General features: G+C 54.9%; 18 protein-coding genes. 9 read left to right on the top strand and 9 right to left on the bottom strand.

The window, feature by feature from the left end; all coding sequences use genetic code 11:
* Nucleotide 1 precedes the first annotated feature (1 nt).
* The 7 genes from RBB63_RS00705 to RBB63_RS00675 are packed head-to-tail and all read left to right on the top strand — an operon-like array spanning nucleotide 2 to nucleotide 5,369.
* The gene (locus tag RBB63_RS00705) at nucleotides 2-658 is read left to right on the top strand and encodes a c-type cytochrome (RefSeq protein ID WP_309380081.1); all 657 of its coding nucleotides are present in this window, start codon (nucleotides 2-4) and stop codon (nucleotides 656-658) included.
* The gene (locus RBB63_RS00700; protein ID WP_309380079.1) at nucleotides 655-1,962 is read left to right on the top strand and encodes a hypothetical protein; all 1,308 of its coding nucleotides are present in this window, start codon (nucleotides 655-657) and stop codon (nucleotides 1,960-1,962) included. The genes RBB63_RS00705 and RBB63_RS00700 overlap by 4 nt, the downstream gene beginning before the upstream one ends.
* A gap of 13 nt (nucleotides 1,963-1,975) precedes the next feature.
* Complete coding sequence (locus RBB63_RS00695) at nucleotides 1,976-2,302, top strand: hypothetical protein (protein ID WP_309380077.1); 327 nt, start codon at nucleotides 1,976-1,978, stop codon at nucleotides 2,300-2,302.
* Nucleotides 2,303-2,362: 60 nt separating this feature from the next.
* A complete protein-coding gene (locus RBB63_RS00690; RefSeq protein WP_309380075.1) occupies nucleotides 2,363-2,569 on the top strand; it encodes a cbb3-type cytochrome oxidase assembly protein in 207 nt (68 codons plus the stop codon).
* A gap of 3 nt (nucleotides 2,570-2,572) precedes the next feature.
* Entirely contained in the window at nucleotides 2,573-4,069 is a 1,497-nt protein-coding gene (locus RBB63_RS00685) for a cbb3-type cytochrome c oxidase subunit I (protein WP_309380073.1), read from the top strand.
* A 42-nt stretch (nucleotides 4,070-4,111) separates the two neighbouring features.
* On the top strand, nucleotides 4,112-4,702 hold the full coding sequence (locus tag RBB63_RS00680; RefSeq protein ID WP_309380071.1) for a cbb3-type cytochrome c oxidase subunit II: 591 nt from the start codon (nucleotides 4,112-4,114) through the stop codon (nucleotides 4,700-4,702).
* 4 nt (nucleotides 4,703-4,706) lie between these two features.
* On the top strand, nucleotides 4,707-5,369 hold the full coding sequence (locus RBB63_RS00675) for a c-type cytochrome (RefSeq protein WP_309380069.1): 663 nt from the start codon (nucleotides 4,707-4,709) through the stop codon (nucleotides 5,367-5,369).
* 17 nt (nucleotides 5,370-5,386) lie between these two features.
* Here the strand turns inward: RBB63_RS00675 and arfB are convergent, their stop codons facing one another.
* Nucleotides 5,387-5,797: an alternative ribosome rescue aminoacyl-tRNA hydrolase ArfB gene (arfB, locus tag RBB63_RS00670; RefSeq protein WP_309380067.1), complete on the bottom strand. Its 411-nt coding sequence runs from the start codon at nucleotides 5,795-5,797 to the stop codon at nucleotides 5,387-5,389.
* A 41-nt stretch (nucleotides 5,798-5,838) separates the two neighbouring features.
* On the bottom strand, nucleotides 5,839-7,797 hold the full coding sequence (locus RBB63_RS00665) for an ATPase, T2SS/T4P/T4SS family (RefSeq protein WP_309380065.1): 1,959 nt from the start codon (nucleotides 7,795-7,797) through the stop codon (nucleotides 5,839-5,841).
* Nucleotides 7,798-7,933: 136 nt separating this feature from the next.
* Here RBB63_RS00665 and RBB63_RS00660 point away from each other — a divergent pair, with 136 nt between their 5' ends.
* A complete protein-coding gene (locus RBB63_RS00660) occupies nucleotides 7,934-8,671 on the top strand; it encodes a helix-turn-helix domain-containing protein (protein ID WP_309380063.1) in 738 nt (245 codons plus the stop codon).
* A 2-nt stretch (nucleotides 8,672-8,673) separates the two neighbouring features.
* Entirely contained in the window at nucleotides 8,674-10,182 is a 1,509-nt protein-coding gene (locus RBB63_RS00655) for a sulfatase family protein (protein WP_309380061.1), read from the top strand.
* Between the two features lie 83 nt (nucleotides 10,183-10,265).
* On the opposite strand, the gene RBB63_RS00650 is transcribed toward RBB63_RS00655, so the two are convergent.
* Genes RBB63_RS00650 through RBB63_RS00620 form a run of 7 tightly spaced genes read right to left on the bottom strand, consistent with a single transcriptional unit; the run spans nucleotide 10,266 to nucleotide 16,412 of the window.
* Nucleotides 10,266-10,892, bottom strand: coding sequence for a bifunctional 4-hydroxy-2-oxoglutarate aldolase/2-dehydro-3-deoxy-phosphogluconate aldolase (locus RBB63_RS00650; protein ID WP_309380059.1), 627 nt, complete (start codon nucleotides 10,890-10,892; stop codon nucleotides 10,266-10,268).
* A gap of 18 nt (nucleotides 10,893-10,910) precedes the next feature.
* A complete protein-coding gene (locus tag RBB63_RS00645) occupies nucleotides 10,911-11,699 on the bottom strand; it encodes a 3-ketoacyl-ACP reductase (RefSeq protein ID WP_309380057.1) in 789 nt (262 codons plus the stop codon).
* Nucleotides 11,700-11,709: 10 nt separating this feature from the next.
* Nucleotides 11,710-12,084: a four helix bundle protein gene (locus RBB63_RS00640; protein ID WP_309380055.1), complete on the bottom strand. Its 375-nt coding sequence runs from the start codon at nucleotides 12,082-12,084 to the stop codon at nucleotides 11,710-11,712.
* Nucleotides 12,085-12,138: 54 nt separating this feature from the next.
* Complete coding sequence (locus RBB63_RS00635; RefSeq protein WP_309380053.1) at nucleotides 12,139-13,290, bottom strand: Gfo/Idh/MocA family protein; 1,152 nt, start codon at nucleotides 13,288-13,290, stop codon at nucleotides 12,139-12,141.
* Between the two features lie 39 nt (nucleotides 13,291-13,329).
* Nucleotides 13,330-14,142, bottom strand: coding sequence for a sugar phosphate isomerase/epimerase family protein (locus tag RBB63_RS00630; protein WP_309380051.1), 813 nt, complete (start codon nucleotides 14,140-14,142; stop codon nucleotides 13,330-13,332).
* Nucleotides 14,143-14,183: 41 nt separating this feature from the next.
* Nucleotides 14,184-15,008, bottom strand: a complete 825-nt coding sequence (locus RBB63_RS00625; RefSeq protein ID WP_309380049.1) for a sugar phosphate isomerase/epimerase family protein — start codon at nucleotides 15,006-15,008, stop codon at nucleotides 14,184-14,186.
* 30 nt (nucleotides 15,009-15,038) lie between these two features.
* Nucleotides 15,039-16,412 (bottom strand): glycoside hydrolase family 88 protein, encoded by a 1,374-nt coding sequence (locus RBB63_RS00620; RefSeq protein WP_309380047.1) that lies wholly within the window; start codon nucleotides 16,410-16,412, stop codon nucleotides 15,039-15,041.
* Nucleotides 16,413-16,470 lie beyond the last annotated feature (58 nt).

Raw genomic sequence — 16,470 nt, 5'->3', positions numbered from 1 at the left:
AATGCGCATATTTCTGGCAGTCTGGTTATTTGTGGTCGTCGCAACGGTCTCCATTCTTGGATTCCGTGGCGAGAAGTTCCGCAAGCCTCCGATCTGGTTGTTCCCTGACATGGACATTCAGGCCAAGTATTTGCCCCAGGGGCAAAATGAATTCTTCGCCGACGAGCGTAATGATCGCCCGATGGTGCCGGGTGCGGTGCTCCGCGGCTACAACTGGGATGTGAAGGACGTCTTCGACGGCGAGTATGAATTCGCCAAGGCTGAGAACCCCAGTGCTTGGACTGGTCAAAGCGAAAGTGGGGACTTCGTAAAGGACATCCCAATTGAGGTTACTTACGACCTGGTTCAGCTGGGTCAGAAGAAATACACGATTTTCTGTCAACCATGTCACGGCAAAGTGGGTGATGGCAACGGCATCACCAAGAAGTATGGCATGGCTGCAACGCCAAGTTATCACGATGATCGTTTGCGCGACATGCCTGACGGCGAAATATTTAACACCATTACCCACGGTAAGAACACGATGTTCGCCTACGGTATGAAGCTGAACCCTGAAGAGCGTTGGGCGGTAGTTTCCTACGTCCGTGCGCTGCAACTGGCTCAAAATGCAACTGTGGAAGATGTTCCTGAGCAATACCGGAAGGAGCTTGGACTATGAGCGCTAACGCTACAACCGCTACCGCTAGCGTCGCCTCATCCTCAGGCGGCAAGAAAGACTTTTCGACCATTGCGCTGATCATCGGCGTGCTGGGCATTGTCATCGCACTCGTTGGCTTGGTGATGGACCTGAGCCATGGCCATGGTCGCGTGGGCCAAAGCTGGCTGATCGGCTTCGGTTTCTGGATGGCCATGCTGATTGGCATGCTCTTCCTGACTCAGCTGACCTACCTGTTTAATGCCGGATGGGCGGTTATTATTCGCCGTCAGTGGGAGAACGCCTTTGCCGCGTTCCCGTTCATGGCGCTCCTTATCATTCCTGTCGTCATTCTCCCTTTCTTTGTTGGAGATAACAGCTCTGGCGCCATCTGGAAGTGGATGGACCCGACCTATATGCTGCCGGGCATCCACGGCCACACTGTTGAGCATGATGCGCTTTACATTGCCAAGGCGCCATACCTGAATACGCCGTTTTTCATTGCGCGTTTGATCGCTTACTTCTTGGTTTTCTGTGGACTTGGCGCCTTGCTTCGCAAGCACTCCATCACCAATGACACGCACCCGGACCCGAAGCACTTCCTGGCTTGCCGTAAGATTTCCGCCGTTGGCATTTTCTTGACCGCTTTTGCCACGACCTTCATGGCCTTCGACTTGTTCATGAGCTTGAGCTACCACTGGTTCTCGACCATGTTCGGTGTTTGGTTCTTCGCAGCATCGATGCGCGCTGGCTTGGCTGGCTCCGTTCTTCTTTGCAACTTCGCTGCCTGCAAGGGGTGGCTGCAGGGCTTCTATAACAAGAACCACAACTACTTCTTGGGCTGTCTTTGCTTGGCGTTCACGGTGTTCTGGGCCTACATTAGCTTCTCGCAGTATTTCTTGATCTATAACGCGAACATTCCTGAAGAAACCTTCTGGTTTAACATACGCGAACTGAATCTTGACGGCAGCAAGAGCACTTGGTGGTGGGTGTCGATGGCTCTGATTTTCGGCCATTTCCTGATTCCGTTCCTGGTTTTGCTTTTCTATAAGACCAAGGTCATCCGCAGCCGCCTGATGGGCATCTGCACCTGGATCTTACTTTTCACGCTGCTGGATATGTATTGGAATATTCTGCCGAAGCAGAAGAACGCCGATAACATCCTCGGCTACGATGTGCAGCAATTTGTTCCCAACGGATGGGACCTCGCCGCAATCATCGGTTTTGGCGGTATTGTTATCTGGGCGACACTGCGCAGCGCCGCCAAGCATATGCCGATTCCTGTTAACGATCCCCGCATCAAGGAATCGCTCCACGCTCACCAGTAATTAATCAACGATCATGAGCGACGAACACGATTTACACGGAGCACCTGAGACCAGCCATTCGAACTTTACGCTGTCGGTTGTCGGCGCGTTGGGGACAATGCTGCTCTTTGGCCTGCTGATCTACATTGCCTACTATGTGCCTGCCAGCGATCGCGAACCGGCGGACGCCGAGATCGTGGCTCAACGAAAAGCCACTTTGGAGGAAATGCAAGCAACGGAAGCCAACACTGCTTCCAGCTACAAAATGCTCAATAAAGAGACCGGGCAGGTCCAAATACCCATCGACGAAGCCATGAAGCTCGTCGTTCCAAAGTTGAGTGGGGACAAAGAAGATAAATAAACCCTAATTGCCAATTGGCGTATACGAGTTGTCTAGATGTTTGAATGGAACCTATACCTGATGATTATCGCTGCTTTTGGCGGAGTGTTCTTCGCTTCAGCAGTGTGTGCATTGGTATGGGCCGCCAAAAACGGGCAACTTCGCAATTTTGAACAAGGCTCGCGCGTGGTTTTTGACGAAGAAGAACCTGAGGGTGTGCATACAGACTACTTTCCCGGCGAGGCCGCCGATGCCGCACGGAAGCTGCGTGAGGCTGAAAAGAGCTAAATAATGAGTCCACTTCTTTCATTTTTCAGCAATATCGATCCACAAAGGGAGACGCAGGTCTCGCCGAAGGTCGCGTTGAGCGAGGTGGACCAGCAGATGCGCGCGCCTGCCATCATGTTCACGACCTGTGCCGTGCTTTGGTTGTTGGTGGGGACATTCTTCGCCATCGTTGCGTCGTTCAAGTTGCATAGCCCAAATTTTCTGGCGGACTGGGAATTCCTGACCTTTGGTCGCGCACGTTCCGCCCACTTGAACGCGATGGCATACGGGTGGTCAAATAACGCAGTATTTGGTGTCGGCCTGTGGATTATGGCGCGTTTGTGTAAGGCGCATATTCGCTATTCCAGCATGTTGATCATTGCTGGTTTCTTTTGGAATCTGGCAGTCTTTGTGGGCATTGTTGGCATTCTCAGTGGTGGATTGACCTCTATTGAATGGCTTGAGATGCCGATGCAGGTTGCGCCGTTGCTGGCTTTCTCCTATGTGCTGATTGGCATGTGGGGAATTCTGATGTTCCGCTACCGTGAGCGTGGTCATGTTTATGTGTCACAATGGTACATTTTGGGCGCTTTGTTTTGGTTTCCCTGGCTTTATGTCGTGGCCCAAACCATGATTCTCTTTGAGCCCGCGCGCGGCACAATCCAAGCACTGACTAATTGGTGGTTCGCGCACAACGTGCTTGGTCTTTGGATGACACCCATGGGCTTGGCTACGATCTATTACCTGATGCCTAAGGTGTTGGGTCGCCCGATTTACAGCTACTATCTGTCGCTGCTCGGTTTTTGGTCACTCGCTCTATTTTACAACTGGGCTGGCGTGCACCACTTGATTGGTGGTCCCATCCCAGTATGGTTAATTTCCTGCGGCATCGTGGCCAGTGTGATGATGGTTATTCCTGTCGTGGTGACAGCGATCAACCACCACATGACTGCGGTCGGCAACGCCCGTGCGGTTTGGTGCAGCCCGACACTGCGCTTCATCGTTTTTGGCGCAATGAGTTATACGCTCGCCAGCTTCTTTGGGTCTTGGATGGCGCTACGTGATGTGAACGTTGTCACGCACTTCACGCAATTTACCGTAGGTCACGCTCACCATGGCGTTTATGCCTTCTTTGCGATGACGATGTTTGGAGGCATTTACTTCATGATGCCTCGCTTACTTGCTCGCGAATGGCCGTCGGCGAAATTGATCAAAGTGCACTTCTGGTGCTCCGGCCTTGGAATTGGCATCATGATTGTCGGCCTGCAATTGGGCGGTTGGATTCAAGGTTTGAACCTGAACAATCCAGACATTCCATTTACTAGTTCTGATCCGGAGGCGATTACGGTCATCAAGGCGCTTGTTCCTTGGCTGTTTTCCCGCTCAGTTTCGGGTATCTTGCTCACGATTGGTCACTTCGCGTTTTTTGTTAATTTCCTTTGGATGCTGATAGGCCCACGCGCTGTCCGCTACAAGGAAGGCCCGACGCTACTCGGTAAAGTTGAAGGGAAGGGCGCCTAAGCGATGAAAAATCTCCCACTGCTTTTCTTTGGAATTTTCTTCATGCTGGCCTTTTCCTGGTCTGGCTTGATCCTGAGCTCGGTTATTCAGTTTGGCGACCTTAAGCCAATCGCGTTGAACGAGGGTGAAACCCCGATGCCAATTGCCCGTGTGGGTGTTGCGCAGCAGGGAAAACAGATCTATATCAATCAAGGTTGTTTGTATTGCCACTCTCAGCAGGTGCGTCGTAAAGGTTTTGGCGCGGACTGGGAGCGTGGCTGGGGTGATCGACAAACTGTGCCTCGTGATTACATTTTGCAGGAACGCGTGCTCTTGGGAACAAGCCGAACCGGGCCGGATTTAATGACGATTGGCCAGCGCCAGCCGAGCGCCGATTGGCATCACCTGCATCTTTACAACCCGCAGATTACGTCACCAGGTTCGATCATGCCTCCATTCCGCTATCTGTATAAAACACAGAAAATAGGCGATGCTCCTTCACCGAATGCGTTGACCATACCAGACACCTTCCCTGAAGAGCAGCCACCGGAAGGCTATGAAATTGTGCCTACTGAACGTGCTAACCAACTGGTTGAATATCTGCTGAGCCTCAAGCTCGACTACGAACTTCCCGAATCCCGGTTTGCCCAATAACTCAATGAGCGACACCCAAAAAGAGCGTCTACCCGGAGACAGCGTTCCTTACGAGGACGATGATATTCACATCGTACACTCCCAGCTGTTACGTGAGAAAGACGAACCAAGTGAAGGTTTTTCCCCGGTGCCCATGTTGTTGCTCTTCCTCTTTGGAGGGTTGGTTTTTTGGGGTGGTGTTTACATTGCCAACTATTCTGCGGAATTTCGTTGGGACGTGTATAATCCACATTGGAAGCCAGGCATGACTGAGGCGGTTGCGGAGAAACCGCCATTGATGGTGACTGGTGAGCGACTCTTTAAGACCAATTGCCAAGCTTGCCACCAAGCGACTGGCGCTGGCGTTCCGGGGGCGTTTCCTCCGCTGGCTGGCTCTGCCTGGGTCGTTGGAGACGAGGCTCGTGTTGTGAAGATTGTCTTGCGTGGTCTTTCCGGACCAATCGAAGTCGAGGGTGGCTCTTACAATGGCAACATGCCGTCCTACGGTGAAAATGGCGCCGGTTGGAATGATTACCAGATTGCTTCGGTTGTTACGTATGTTCGCGCCTCTTGGGATAATGGAGCCTCTGAGGTTACCGAAGAAAGCGTTGCAGCGATTCGAGCTGAAGTTGCTGATAAGTCAGGCGCTTGGTCTGGCGAGGAAATCCTTGGCGCGCACCCACTATAGTCAATCGGAGACTCTGCTTAGTCGAGCTTTCGACGCATAGCCTTTTTTTCTCCCTGTTGTTTCTTCTTGTCGATACGACGCTTTTGCGAATTGCGGGTTGGCCGAGTAGGTCGACGTTTCTTTTGAACCTTCGTTGCTTCGAGGATTAAGTCGCGCAAGCGTTCCAGAGCTAACTCACGGTTCATCTCCAGCGAACGTGTCTCTTGCACCTTGATAACCACTTTGCCTGCTTCAGTGATGCGCTGGTCATTTCGCTGTAAAATTCGTTCTTTGTAGTAAGGTGGCAATGACGAGGCTTTAACATCAAAGAAAAGCTGAACTGCTGTTGAGGTCTTGTTGACATGCTGGCCGCCTGGACCTTGCGCCCTGACCATATTCCACTGGATTTCATGGGCGGGTATTTCAACTCTGGCGGATATTTTCAACATAGTGACGAAGTTACTGTCTGGGTTGCGATTGGCAAGGTTCGCTATACCGGCTGCACTGTGGGCGATTCAGGGAAGACGCTTAAAATTGTCGCAGGAGATACCAGTTGCTCCAGTAGAAGGTAACGAGCATAGCGTTTCATGCTGATAAAGTTGCGAGGAGTCAGGCACGCTTCCAATTGCTGGCTGGTTGCAGTGGTTTCGATTGCGTTACGTATGGCTTGATCCACTCCCAGCAATTCAAACAAGCCGACTCGACCAATTTCCGCAGGTACTTCCGGCGAGTTCAGTGAACCTCGACAGATGTTGCCGGTTACTTCTTCGAGCACATCGATTTGTAAGAGCCGCTTAATTTCTTCATCGCTCTCCTCCACCTTGATGAGCGCTTGAGGATTGAGTCGTGGCAGCAGCCGTTGGCTAATCACGCCATTCAGCGCAGTTGCGATCAAATATGGTTCGCCGCCCAGCTTGCGAAGCCGCGCAATGGATTCAGTCGCGCGTTTTGTGTGTAAGGAGGAGAGCACGTTGTGGCCGGTGATCGCAGCCTCCAGTGCAATGGAGGCTGATGCTTCGTCCCGTATTTCGCCGATTAAGATCACGTCTGGGTCTTGGCGTAGCAGTCCACGCAGGACAGCTGGGAAGTTCAGACCAACTGTAGGGAGGATCTGGGTCTGTGTTGCGAAATTGAGACGCTGGTCGATGGGGTCCTCTGCGCTCACAATATTGAGGAGTCTGTTCTGCTCCCAGATTGTGCGCAGTCCGGCATAAAGCGTGGTTGTTTTCCCTGATCCAGTTGGGCCCGTAACAAGTGTGAGGCCTGCGGCTCGTGTGAAGAACTCGGTCGCCATGGCGTAGACGGGTTCACTTGATATTATCTGATTCAAGTGATGTAGCTGTGCGCGTGGATCAAGCAAACGGACAACTGCTTTTTCGCCGTATTGAGTGGGCATCAGCGAAAGCCGTGCATCGATTTCCAGATCGTCTGCTTGGATGACGAAATTGCCGTCTTGAGGTAGTCGGCGCTCAGCGATGTCGAGGTTGCCCAAGACTTTGATCATCGAGGTTACTTGGCGGATGAGTTTGTGGGGCACGTCATCACGGACCGGGAGGAGGCGCCCATCTACACGCGCCCGAATTTCCAAATGATTGCGCTTGGGCTCAAAGTGGACATCGCTGGCCTTGAGGTCGATGGCCTCTCGCAATGCTTCGCGTAAAACCTTGGCTGCATCGTTATCTGTGATATCTATCAGTTGCCCATCAGGGCCGCGAAAGTCTAATTTTACGCTGGTTGGCTTCTTTGTGCGGTAACCATGTTTCGCGGCCATGCGCGCAGTAAAGGTGGCCATATCGTCTGCGTTCGTTGCGGCGAATTCTGGTTTTAGCGGTCTTAAGGCCTGTTCGAGGAAGTTGCGCTTCTGTGTGTCTTCGGGATTTACCATGACCACGGTTACCAAGTCTCCCTCGCGATCGATCGCGACGGCTTGGCAAACGTTGGAAACTTCGTCTGGTATCAAGCGAAGGACACCAGGCTCTGGGTTCGCGTCGGTGAGCCTGATGAACGCGATGGTGGAACGTTGGCGGGCACTTTTTTGAATGTAGCCCGTGAGCGCCTGGCATAGTTTAAGCGTCAGTTCGGGCGAGCGTTTGCACTGCTCTAAAAATATGTCGCGAGGTAGTGAAAGGAGTTTGCCGTTCGTCTTGGCGCGTACGGATGCGGTGCGCTTCTTGCCAGAAATGAGTGCGATTTCGCCAAAGTATGCGCCTGGCTCCAGGAGTCCGATTTCTTTTTCAAAGCCCAGTGATTTCTGGCTCAGGAATACCTCAAACTCGCCTTCGATAATGAAGTGCATTTCGTCGCCCTCACCATGTTGCTCGACGACTAGTTCGCCAGCTTGAACACTGATTTGTCGGCAGCCTAGGCTAAGCGCTGTAATCTCAGAGTCGTCTAAATCACGGAACAAGCGGACATTGCGAAGCCGTTGCTTTTTCTCATCTGGGGTCATGCTTTCGCACTATAAGTTTCCGCGAGTGTTGCGCAAAGCAAAAGGAATTCATTTTTCCTGTTTGAGATGCCGCAGATTGAGTCTTGATTTATCTGACGAAGTTCCCAGTATGAAATATGAATTCTATATATAGAACATGGAGTTGATCGTTGAAACACCTCGTAAAGCTGATCCGGCGCCGGCATTGACGCGTGGTTTAGAGCTGCTCTCATTGATTTGTCGAGATGGGCAGATTTCACTGGAGGCGCTGGTGAGAAAAACTGCATGGCCGAAATCCTCTGTTTGGCGTTACTTGCAGGCTCTGGAGGCCTTTGGCGCAGTACAGCAAGATGCGACCACTAAACTTTGGGGGGCGCGGCTCACTTTGCGTCCTGTCGATGTTGCCTCGTCGGCCGCCATGATTGATGCGAAAAAGCTGTTACCTCAATTGGCGACCAGCGTTCATTGCTGCACGGAACTTTACAGCGTAGAAGGAAGAAGAATTTGCCTAATTGATAGAGCGGAACCTGATGATGAACTGGTGGCGTTGCGCGCACGTATTGGCTTTGAGCGGGAGTTGAGCGAACTGGATTCTACAGCGCTGATATTCTTTGCATTTCAAGATGAGTTTCAACCGTTGGCCAAATCGTGGATCTGGCGTGAAGGTCGCCGTCATAAGCTCGGGCAGCGCATTGTCCAAATGCGTATTCAGGAAGCGCGTGAGTGTGGTTGGGCGCTGGATTGTGATTTCAACGAGAATGGTTTCCGCCGCTTTTCACGACCCGTCCTCGAAGGCCAGAAGCTGACTGGCATCCTCTCTATTGTGCAACGGCAGACGCCATTGGCGGAGAGAGAAAAAGTAGCAATTATCAAACACCTAAAAACAACCCTGTAAGCATGAATATCCTCTACATCGATATCGACTCGCTGCGGCCTGACCATCTCGGCTGCTATGGTTACCACCGTAAAACCAGCCCCAACATTGACGCTTTGGCTGCCGAAGGACTGCGTTTCACCAACTGCTACGCGCCAGATGTGCCTTGTCTACCAAGTCGCACGGCGATGACTACGGGCCGATTTGGTATTCATACGGGAGTCATTAACCATGGCGGCGTTGCCTCGCAGCCTTTCCTTTGGGGCGAACAGCGTGGCTTTAGTTGCAACATGACCGACCCCAATTGGGCTAAACAATTTCAAGACAAGGGCTACCACACCGTGGCGTTTAGTCCCTTCGCGCAACGCCATGGAGCCTGGCACTGGTACGCCGGTTTCATGGAAATCCACAATACTGGCGGCAATGGTCAGGAAACTGCGGATGCAATCGCACCGCAAGTAACCGATTGGTTGGAGCGTAAGGGAGGAGACGAGAAACCTTTCTTCATGTGGCTCAACGTTTGGGACCCCCACACTCCGTATCGCACGCCTTTGGATTTTGGCAACCCATTTGAAAACGATCCCATACCGGACTGGTATACCGAGGAAACGCGTCAGTTGCATTGGACGCAGCCAGGGCCACACTCAGCGCAAGAGGTAAATGAGTTTGTCCCTCTTCCAAAATGGATGGAGAGACACGTAACTCCCTCGGTTGTGGAGCGTCAGCCGGTTTCCATTTCTAGCATGGAGCAAGCTAAGCGCATGTTCGATGGCTACGACTGTGGTGTCGCTTACGCCGACTACTATGTGGGCCAAATTATCCAGTCCCTGAAGGATCAGGGCTTGTATGAAAATACCGCCATCATCATCTCGGCTGACCATGGTGAAAACCTCGGCGAGCTGAACGTCTACGGCGACCACCAGACCGCCGACCAGTTTACCTGCAACATTCCGATGATCGTGCGCTGGCCGGGCGTTACGGACAGCCGTGCAGGCGAGTCCGATGATCGCCTCTTGTATTCGCTCGATATGGCCGCGACGTCGCTTGAGCTTTCCGGCATGGAAGTGCCAGACGTTTGGGACGGACAAGGTTTTGCGCAGAACCTGAGCGAGCCGAACAAGGCGCACCGCGAGCACTTGGTTACCTCGCAGGCAGCTTGGTGCTGTCAGCGTGCGGCGCGTTGGGATGACTACATCTGCATCGAGACTTACCATGACTCCTGGCATGACTACCCGGACCTGATGGTGTTCGACTTGGCCAACGATCCGCATGAGCAAAACAATCTCGCGAAATCCAATCCGGAGCTTGCGGCGAAGGGTAAGGCGATGATCGCCAAGTGGAAGCAGGAGATGATGGAGAAGTCCCGCTACGACGTTGACCCGATGGATACCGTGCTCAGTGAGGGTGGTTCCCTGCATTCTAAGACAGACCCCGTCACTTACCTAAAGCGTCTACGGGAAACAGGCCGCAGTGAGGCGGCAGATCGCTTAGCAGCCAAACATGGTGTGCAAGATACAACGCCTACCGCATAAGCTTTCTACCGCAAAGTAACTTTGCGAAACAAAGCGCCCGGGTGAATGACCCGGGCGCTTTGATGTTTATCTGAAAAGTTGGACTACGCTTCAGCCGCCTTGGCGAGCGCTTCCTTCACTTGTTGGGTGATGCCGGACCAATCCTTGTTGGCGATTTGATCTTTGGTCGCGAGCCAGGAGCCACCGATGGCGAAGACTTCCTTCATCGATAGATACTCCAGCATGTTGTCGAGCGATACGCCGCCTGTTGGGCAGAATTTAATGCCGAGATTTCCGTAGGGAGCCGACATCGCCTTGAGCAGCTTGGGGCCGCCAGCCGCGCCTGCCGGGAAGAACTTCAGCCGCTCACATCCAGCCTTGTAAGCTGCTTGAATGTCCGACGGCGTCATGATGCCGGGGATGAACGGGACGTTCTTGCCCTTGAAGTAGGCGATGGTCTCCGGATCGGTGCCCGGCGCGAGGCCGAACTTGCTGCCCGCGTTAATCGCACGCTGGGCCTGCTCGTGGGTGACGACGGTGCCGGCGCCAACGAGCATTTCCGGAAACTTGTTCGCGATGCGCTCAATGGCGTCTGCCGCCGCCGCAGTGCGGAAGGTGACCTCGATAATGTTCAGGCCGCCGTTGAGCAGAGCTTCGGCAAGGGGTTCGGCGTCGTCAGCATGATCGATGACGATGACCGGAATGACAGGGAATTGTTCTAGATTTACCATGGCTTTAATCTTTCCATATTAAAGACGTGGCATCGTCAAGGCGCCGTCAATCATGATTACCTGACCGGTCGAGTAGGGGAAGTCGCCCTTGGCGAGCGAACCCACAGCCTTGCCGATGTCTTCCGGGAAGCCCCAACGCTTGGTCACGCAAAGGCCATCGCCGATCAACTTGTCATACTTGTCGGTGACGCCGCTGGTCATGTCTGTCTTGATGACGCCCGGGCGAATTTCGTAAACCGGGATGTCATACTCGCCGAGGCGCGCGGCAAACAACTGGGACATCATGGCGATGCCAGCCTTGGAGACGCAGTATTCGCCGCGGTTGGTCGATACGACGGTTGCCGAGATCGAGCCGACGTTGATGATCGTGAAGAACTCGTCCGCGTTGGCGGCCTTTTGCTCGATCATCCAATTGGCCGCACTTTGCGATAGAAAGTAAGGCCCCTTGACGTTGGTGCCAACGACGTAGTCGAAGCTTTCCTCGGTGGCTTCCAGGATGTCCTTACGTTCCTTGGGCGCGACGCCTGCGTTGTTCACGAGGACGTTGAGCTTGCCGAAGCGTTCCTTGATCTTGCCAAGCATCGCAGCGCGGGCATCGGCGGAACCGATGTCACCCTGGCAATAAAGCACCTCAGCGCCGAGCGCCTTGAGCTTTTCGATTGGCTCCGAAACAGCGGATTCGTCGCGCATCCCGTTGATGGCGACATTGAATCCCAATTCCGCCAGCTTGGCGGCACAGCCGAAGCCAATGCCACGCGAACCACCGGTCACCAGTGCGACGGGTTTTGAAGATTTTTCATTACTCATTTGAAATTGGTCATTTGTCATTTTTCGAACGCAGGGTTTTTATCGAGGCTTGGATGATACGGGAAAGCTCGTGCGCTTCGGTAGTTATTGGTTGTAGTCGATCTGCGGAAAGTAGTTCAGCTCGTTCGATTATTCTAAGCCACACCTTGGATTCATTAAGCTCTTTTTGAACGATGCCCAGCTTGTGAATGAAATCTGCCCGACTTTCAGCGCCCCTAGCTTCTGCATAATTTGGCGCTGGAGAAGTGCCTGAGCGCATCAATTGTTTTGCAATGTGTATTCCGACTTCATCTCTTGGTAGCGCCTTGGTCAGGCGAATAATACGCACCGCAAAGTCAATTAGTCGTTCCTCGATTTGATCCGCAAGTTTCTGGTCCTTAGCCATTCTTCAATTGGAAATGAAAAATGACTAATGACCAATGAAAAATGCGAAGCTAATTTAGGCCTTCAGTTCCGGCAGCTCCAGCCACTTGCGCTCTTCCGAGCTCTTGAGGCCGTACTCGGCGAGCTGTACGCCCTTGGCGCCTTCGAGCAGGTTCCAGCGGAACGGCTCGTCGAGCACGACGTGGCGAAGGAACATTTCCCACTGAATCTTGAAAGCGTTGTCGTAGGTTTCCTGTTCTGGAACCTTCTGCCAGCCGTCAAAGAAGTTGATCGGGTTTTCGATGTCGGGATTCCAGACCGGGCGGGGCGTGTTGCCATAGTGCTGGGTCCACACGTCGCGCAGGCCGACGATGGCGCTGCCCTTGGTGCCGTCGATCTGCATGGTCAGCAGGTCGTCGCGGCGGACGCGGACATTCCAGGAAGAGTTGAAGTGGCAGACGACGCCGTTTTCCAGTTCGAAGGTCGAGTAGGCGGAGTCGTCAGCGGTGCACTTGTAGGGCTTGCCTTCTTCGTCGATACGCTCGGGAATGTGGGTTGCGGCGAGGCAGGACACGGCCTTGACCGGGCCAAAGAGGTTGTCGATCACGTAGCGCCAGTGGCAGAGCATGTCGATGATCATGCCGCCGCCGTCTTCTTTGCGGTAGTTCCAGGAGGGGCGCTGCGGCGGCACCGTGTGGCCTTCAAAGACCCAGTAACCGAACTCGCCACGGACAGACATGATGTCGCCGAAGAATCCGTTTTCCATGAGGCGCTTGGCCTTCACGAGGCCGGGCAGCCAGAGCTTGTCTTGAACCACGCCATTCTTTACGCCAGCGTCGCGGCAAATTTCGTAAAGCTTGTGCGCGTCCTCGGTGGTGATGGCGGTCGGCTTTTCGCAGTAAACGTGCTTGCCTGCGGCAGCGGCTTGCTTGACGGCGTCGAAGCGGCGCAGCGTGCTTTGTGCATCGAAGTAAATCGGGTAAGCCGGATCGTTCATTACGCTGTCCAAGTCGGTCGTGTACTTGGTGACCGAGGTCTTCTCGATGAGCGCCTTGAGCTTGGTTTCGTTACGGCCGACGAGGATCGGATCGGGCATGATGACTTCGGTCGGGGAGACCTTAACGCCGCCTTGCTTGATGATCGCGTCGATGGAACGAAGCAGATGCTGATTGGTGCCCATGCGTCCCGTGACGCCGTTCATGATGATGCCGATGTGGTGAGTTTTCATAATAAGTTGGAAGGTTTGGAGGTTGGGAAGTTGGAAGGTTTAGACGTGGGTTTTGTAAGCGGTGATGATTTTTTCGAGATACTCGTCCTGGTCAGTTGCCCAGTGGCGAGTGGAGAAAACTTCGACTTCGATCGGGCCGTCGAAGCCAGTCGCGTCGACGAGTTCGCGGATGCCGCGGTTGTCGATGCAGCCTTCGCCCATGAGGCCGCGGTCGTTGAGCATGTCGGCGGTGGGGGTCATCCAATCGCAAACATGGAAACCGATGATACGCTTGCCCGCGCGCTTGATTTCCTGCTCCAGCTGCGGGTCCCACCAGATGTGGTAAACGTCGGCGGCGATGCCGACCCACTCGTCGCCTAGTTGGTCGATCATGTCGTTGCACTGGCCGATGGTGTTCACGGCGCTGCGGCAGTCGGCATACATCGGGTGCAGGGGCTCGATGGAAAGCTTTACGCCGACCTTGCTAGCGTGGTCGATCAGTGAGGCGATGCCATCGGTGATTTGCTTGCGTGACTCTGTGATGCAAAGTTCGGGCTTGGCGCCACAGACTAAAACAACTTGCGGTGCGCCAACGGCAGCGGCTTCGTCGAGCGCCTTGATATTGTCATCGAACGCGGCCTGCTTTTCGGCTTCGTTGAGATACGGGTAAAAGCCGCTGCGGACGAGGGACACCGCCTTGAGGCCGTGGTCGTCGAGCATCTTCTTGGATTCGGCCAGTGGACGGCCTTCGAGCCACTGACGCCAGAGCCCAACGCCGGGCACGCCGACGGCGGAATATTTGGCGCAAGCTGTGGGGAGGTCCCAGGGCTTGGTGGTCATCGTGTGAATGGCGAGTCGGTCGAGGTTTTCCATGCAAGTTGCGAGTTGTGAGTTACGAGTTCGCGAGTTGGTAGTTAAGCGTCGGCGATGAGCTGCTTGAGGACTTTGGCGTCGGCGCGGTATTGGTCAGGCGTGTCACCGGCGACGAATTCTGTGATGACGTAGCGGTCGCCGTCGGCTTGTTGGATGAGCTTCAGATATTCGGTCCACGGCGCGATGCCGTCGGCCAGTGGACGCTTGTCGTTCCAGCCGCCGGGCCCCCAGTGGAAGCAATGCACGTGCGCCATGACGGGGAGGGCGGCCTTGAGTTGGACGAGGTCGTCTTCCAGCGTGCCACCGGAACGCGGCTGCCAATAGAGCTTTAGCTCGTCGCGATCAACTTCCTTGAGCAGCTGATGCGCGGACGCCTGCGTGTCGGTTAGCGTGTTGCCATGGTATTCCAGTGCAACGGTGACACCCGCAACCGTGGCCATATCCACCGCCTTGCGCAGGGACTCAATGACCTCGGCGCGGTAGGCGTCATCGGCGACATCGGACCCCTTGCGGCCAGCCCAAACGCGGACCACCGTGGCCCCCAGGGCTTGCGCGGTGGCAAGGTCGTCATCGAACAACCCGGCCTCGATGTCGCAGCGGTAATACGAGCCGAAGGACGGGCAGTCGATGCCAGCGGCATCGCACTTAGCCTTGATTTCCTTTGCAACGCAAAGTTCGCCGGGCTTGGCGTGGACGTCGCCCCCCCACTCAATGCCGTCGATGCCGCACTCCTTGACGAGTGCAATGATTTCATCGACGGGTAGCGGGCGGAAGGTGATGGAGGTGAGGCCGGTTTTAAGCATGACTGCGGTGTTGAAGTTGGGAGGTGTGGAGGTGTTGAAGTTAATAGTGGAATCAACTTCCACACCCCAACACCTCAGCACGTCTACACTTTCTTAAGCGAAGAACGTGTAATACGGCTTGTCGTTGATGAGGCGCTGCAGGTAAACCGCCAGCTCCATCGCGTGGTAGTCGCCCCACATGGAGGACTCGCCGTAGGCCGCCTTGCCGGCTTCGGGCTTGTGGTCCCAACCGTTGGGCTCGTGGTAAATGGAGTGCAGCAGGAGGCCGTGGTGCTTCGGGTCGGTGGAGAGATACGGCTCGCTGAAGAGGCTGGACGCCATCTTGATGCCGGCCTTCGTGTATTTCTCGGCAGCGGCGGTGTCGCCCTTGGCTTCGAAGTATTTGCCGAGGCGGAACATGCCTTGCGCGCTGATTGCGGCGGCGGAGCTGTCGACGGGCTCGTAGGCGTTGTAAGGATCGGCTGGGCGGTCCATGTAGTCGCCGAGCAGGTGGAGCTTTGGCGCGCCGGTGTCCCAGTAAGGGATGCCGCAGACGGGTGAATTTTCGATGCAGTGGTCGGCCGTGGCGGTGGCGCCCTTGAGCATCATGGCTTCGATCTGCGCGCGGCCGCCGAAGGGCTCCAGCTCTGCATCGGAAAGTTCGGCCAGCAGCTCCAGCTCTTCGGCGAAGCCGACGATGGCCCAGGCCTGACCACGGGTCCAGGTGGAGAACCCGGTGTAGCCCTGCTGGCTGTTCGGGCAGCGGTAGGCGCCATCCTTGGTGTTGAACACGGCTTCGTGCGTGGTGCGTCCGCGCTCGTCGTAGCTGTCGCGGCCTTCACCGTAGAACACCGAATACTTCGCGGTGGAGTCGATGTGCTGCAGCGCGCGGTCGAGGAGGGAAATCGCCTTGTCGCCTTCGCCCATGAGGACGTGGCCAAGGCGGTGCGCCACCATTAAAATGCGGCAGCTGCGGATCGTATCGACAAACAGCGAGTGCGGTCCGTTGAAAGAGTGAATGAAGCCGCCGCCTTGGCGCTCGGTCCAGCGGGCAGCCTGGACGGCGCCGGAGACCTTGATCGCGAGCTCATAAAAATTCTTTTCCCACTCGTTCTCCGGGATGCGGCCTTCGAGCATGAGGCGGCGCAGGTTGCCGTAGGTCGAGAGGTTGTTAAAGCCGTGGTCGTGAACGCCGATGTGGCTCACGTGGTTGGCCATCTTGGCGACGGTGCGGTCGCGGCCAGACTTGAGGCTTTCTTCGTCGCCGGTGGCGTCAAAGTGGAGCACGGAAATGCCGTAGCGGAAACCTTCGGTCCACTCGGTCCAGCCGCGGGTGGTGTATTTGCCCTCAACGGTGAAAACGGGCGAGCCTTTGGCGTCGTCGTATTCGGCGTCGATGGCGGCGATCTTGGTCTTGGCCAAGTCGAAGAATTGGTTGAGCTGCGGCTCGAGGGACTTCAGTTCGGGAGCGGAGTTTAGGTCGATCATTGTCGGTAAGGTGTGGAGGTTTTGAAGTGTTGAGGTGGGGAGGTGATGGCCGCGAAAA

Source organism: Cerasicoccus frondis (assembly GCA_031296915.1).
In the GTDB taxonomy this organism is placed as follows: Bacteria; Verrucomicrobiota; Verrucomicrobiia; order Opitutales; family Cerasicoccaceae; genus Cerasicoccus; species Cerasicoccus frondis.
This window is presented reverse-complemented; position numbering and strand designations above follow the sequence as displayed.

Coding starts and splice junctions, on each gene's coding strand:
- RBB63_RS00705 (WP_309380081.1), top strand. CDS start 2: ATGCGCATATTTCTGGCAGTCTGGTTATTTGTGGTCGTCGCAACGGTC.
- RBB63_RS00700 (WP_309380079.1), top strand. CDS start 655: ATGAGCGCTAACGCTACAACCGCTACCGCTAGCGTCGCCTCATCCTCA.
- RBB63_RS00695 (WP_309380077.1), top strand. CDS start 1,976: ATGAGCGACGAACACGATTTACACGGAGCACCTGAGACCAGCCATTCG.
- RBB63_RS00690 (WP_309380075.1), top strand. CDS start 2,363: ATGATTATCGCTGCTTTTGGCGGAGTGTTCTTCGCTTCAGCAGTGTGT.
- RBB63_RS00685 (WP_309380073.1), top strand. CDS start 2,573: ATGAGTCCACTTCTTTCATTTTTCAGCAATATCGATCCACAAAGGGAG.
- RBB63_RS00680 (WP_309380071.1), top strand. CDS start 4,112: ATGCTGGCCTTTTCCTGGTCTGGCTTGATCCTGAGCTCGGTTATTCAG.
- RBB63_RS00675 (WP_309380069.1), top strand. CDS start 4,707: ATGAGCGACACCCAAAAAGAGCGTCTACCCGGAGACAGCGTTCCTTAC.
- arfB (WP_309380067.1), bottom strand. CDS start 5,797: ATGTTGAAAATATCCGCCAGAGTTGAAATACCCGCCCATGAAATCCAG.
- RBB63_RS00665 (WP_309380065.1), bottom strand. CDS start 7,797: ATGACCCCAGATGAGAAAAAGCAACGGCTTCGCAATGTCCGCTTGTTC.
- RBB63_RS00660 (WP_309380063.1), top strand. CDS start 7,934: ATGGAGTTGATCGTTGAAACACCTCGTAAAGCTGATCCGGCGCCGGCA.
- RBB63_RS00655 (WP_309380061.1), top strand. CDS start 8,674: ATGAATATCCTCTACATCGATATCGACTCGCTGCGGCCTGACCATCTC.
- RBB63_RS00650 (WP_309380059.1), bottom strand. CDS start 10,892: ATGGTAAATCTAGAACAATTCCCTGTCATTCCGGTCATCGTCATCGAT.
- RBB63_RS00645 (WP_309380057.1), bottom strand. CDS start 11,699: ATGAGTAATGAAAAATCTTCAAAACCCGTCGCACTGGTGACCGGTGGT.
- RBB63_RS00640 (WP_309380055.1), bottom strand. CDS start 12,084: ATGGCTAAGGACCAGAAACTTGCGGATCAAATCGAGGAACGACTAATT.
- RBB63_RS00635 (WP_309380053.1), bottom strand. CDS start 13,290: ATGAAAACTCACCACATCGGCATCATCATGAACGGCGTCACGGGACGC.
- RBB63_RS00630 (WP_309380051.1), bottom strand. CDS start 14,142: ATGGAAAACCTCGACCGACTCGCCATTCACACGATGACCACCAAGCCC.
- RBB63_RS00620 (WP_309380047.1), bottom strand. CDS start 16,412: ATGATCGACCTAAACTCCGCTCCCGAACTGAAGTCCCTCGAGCCGCAG.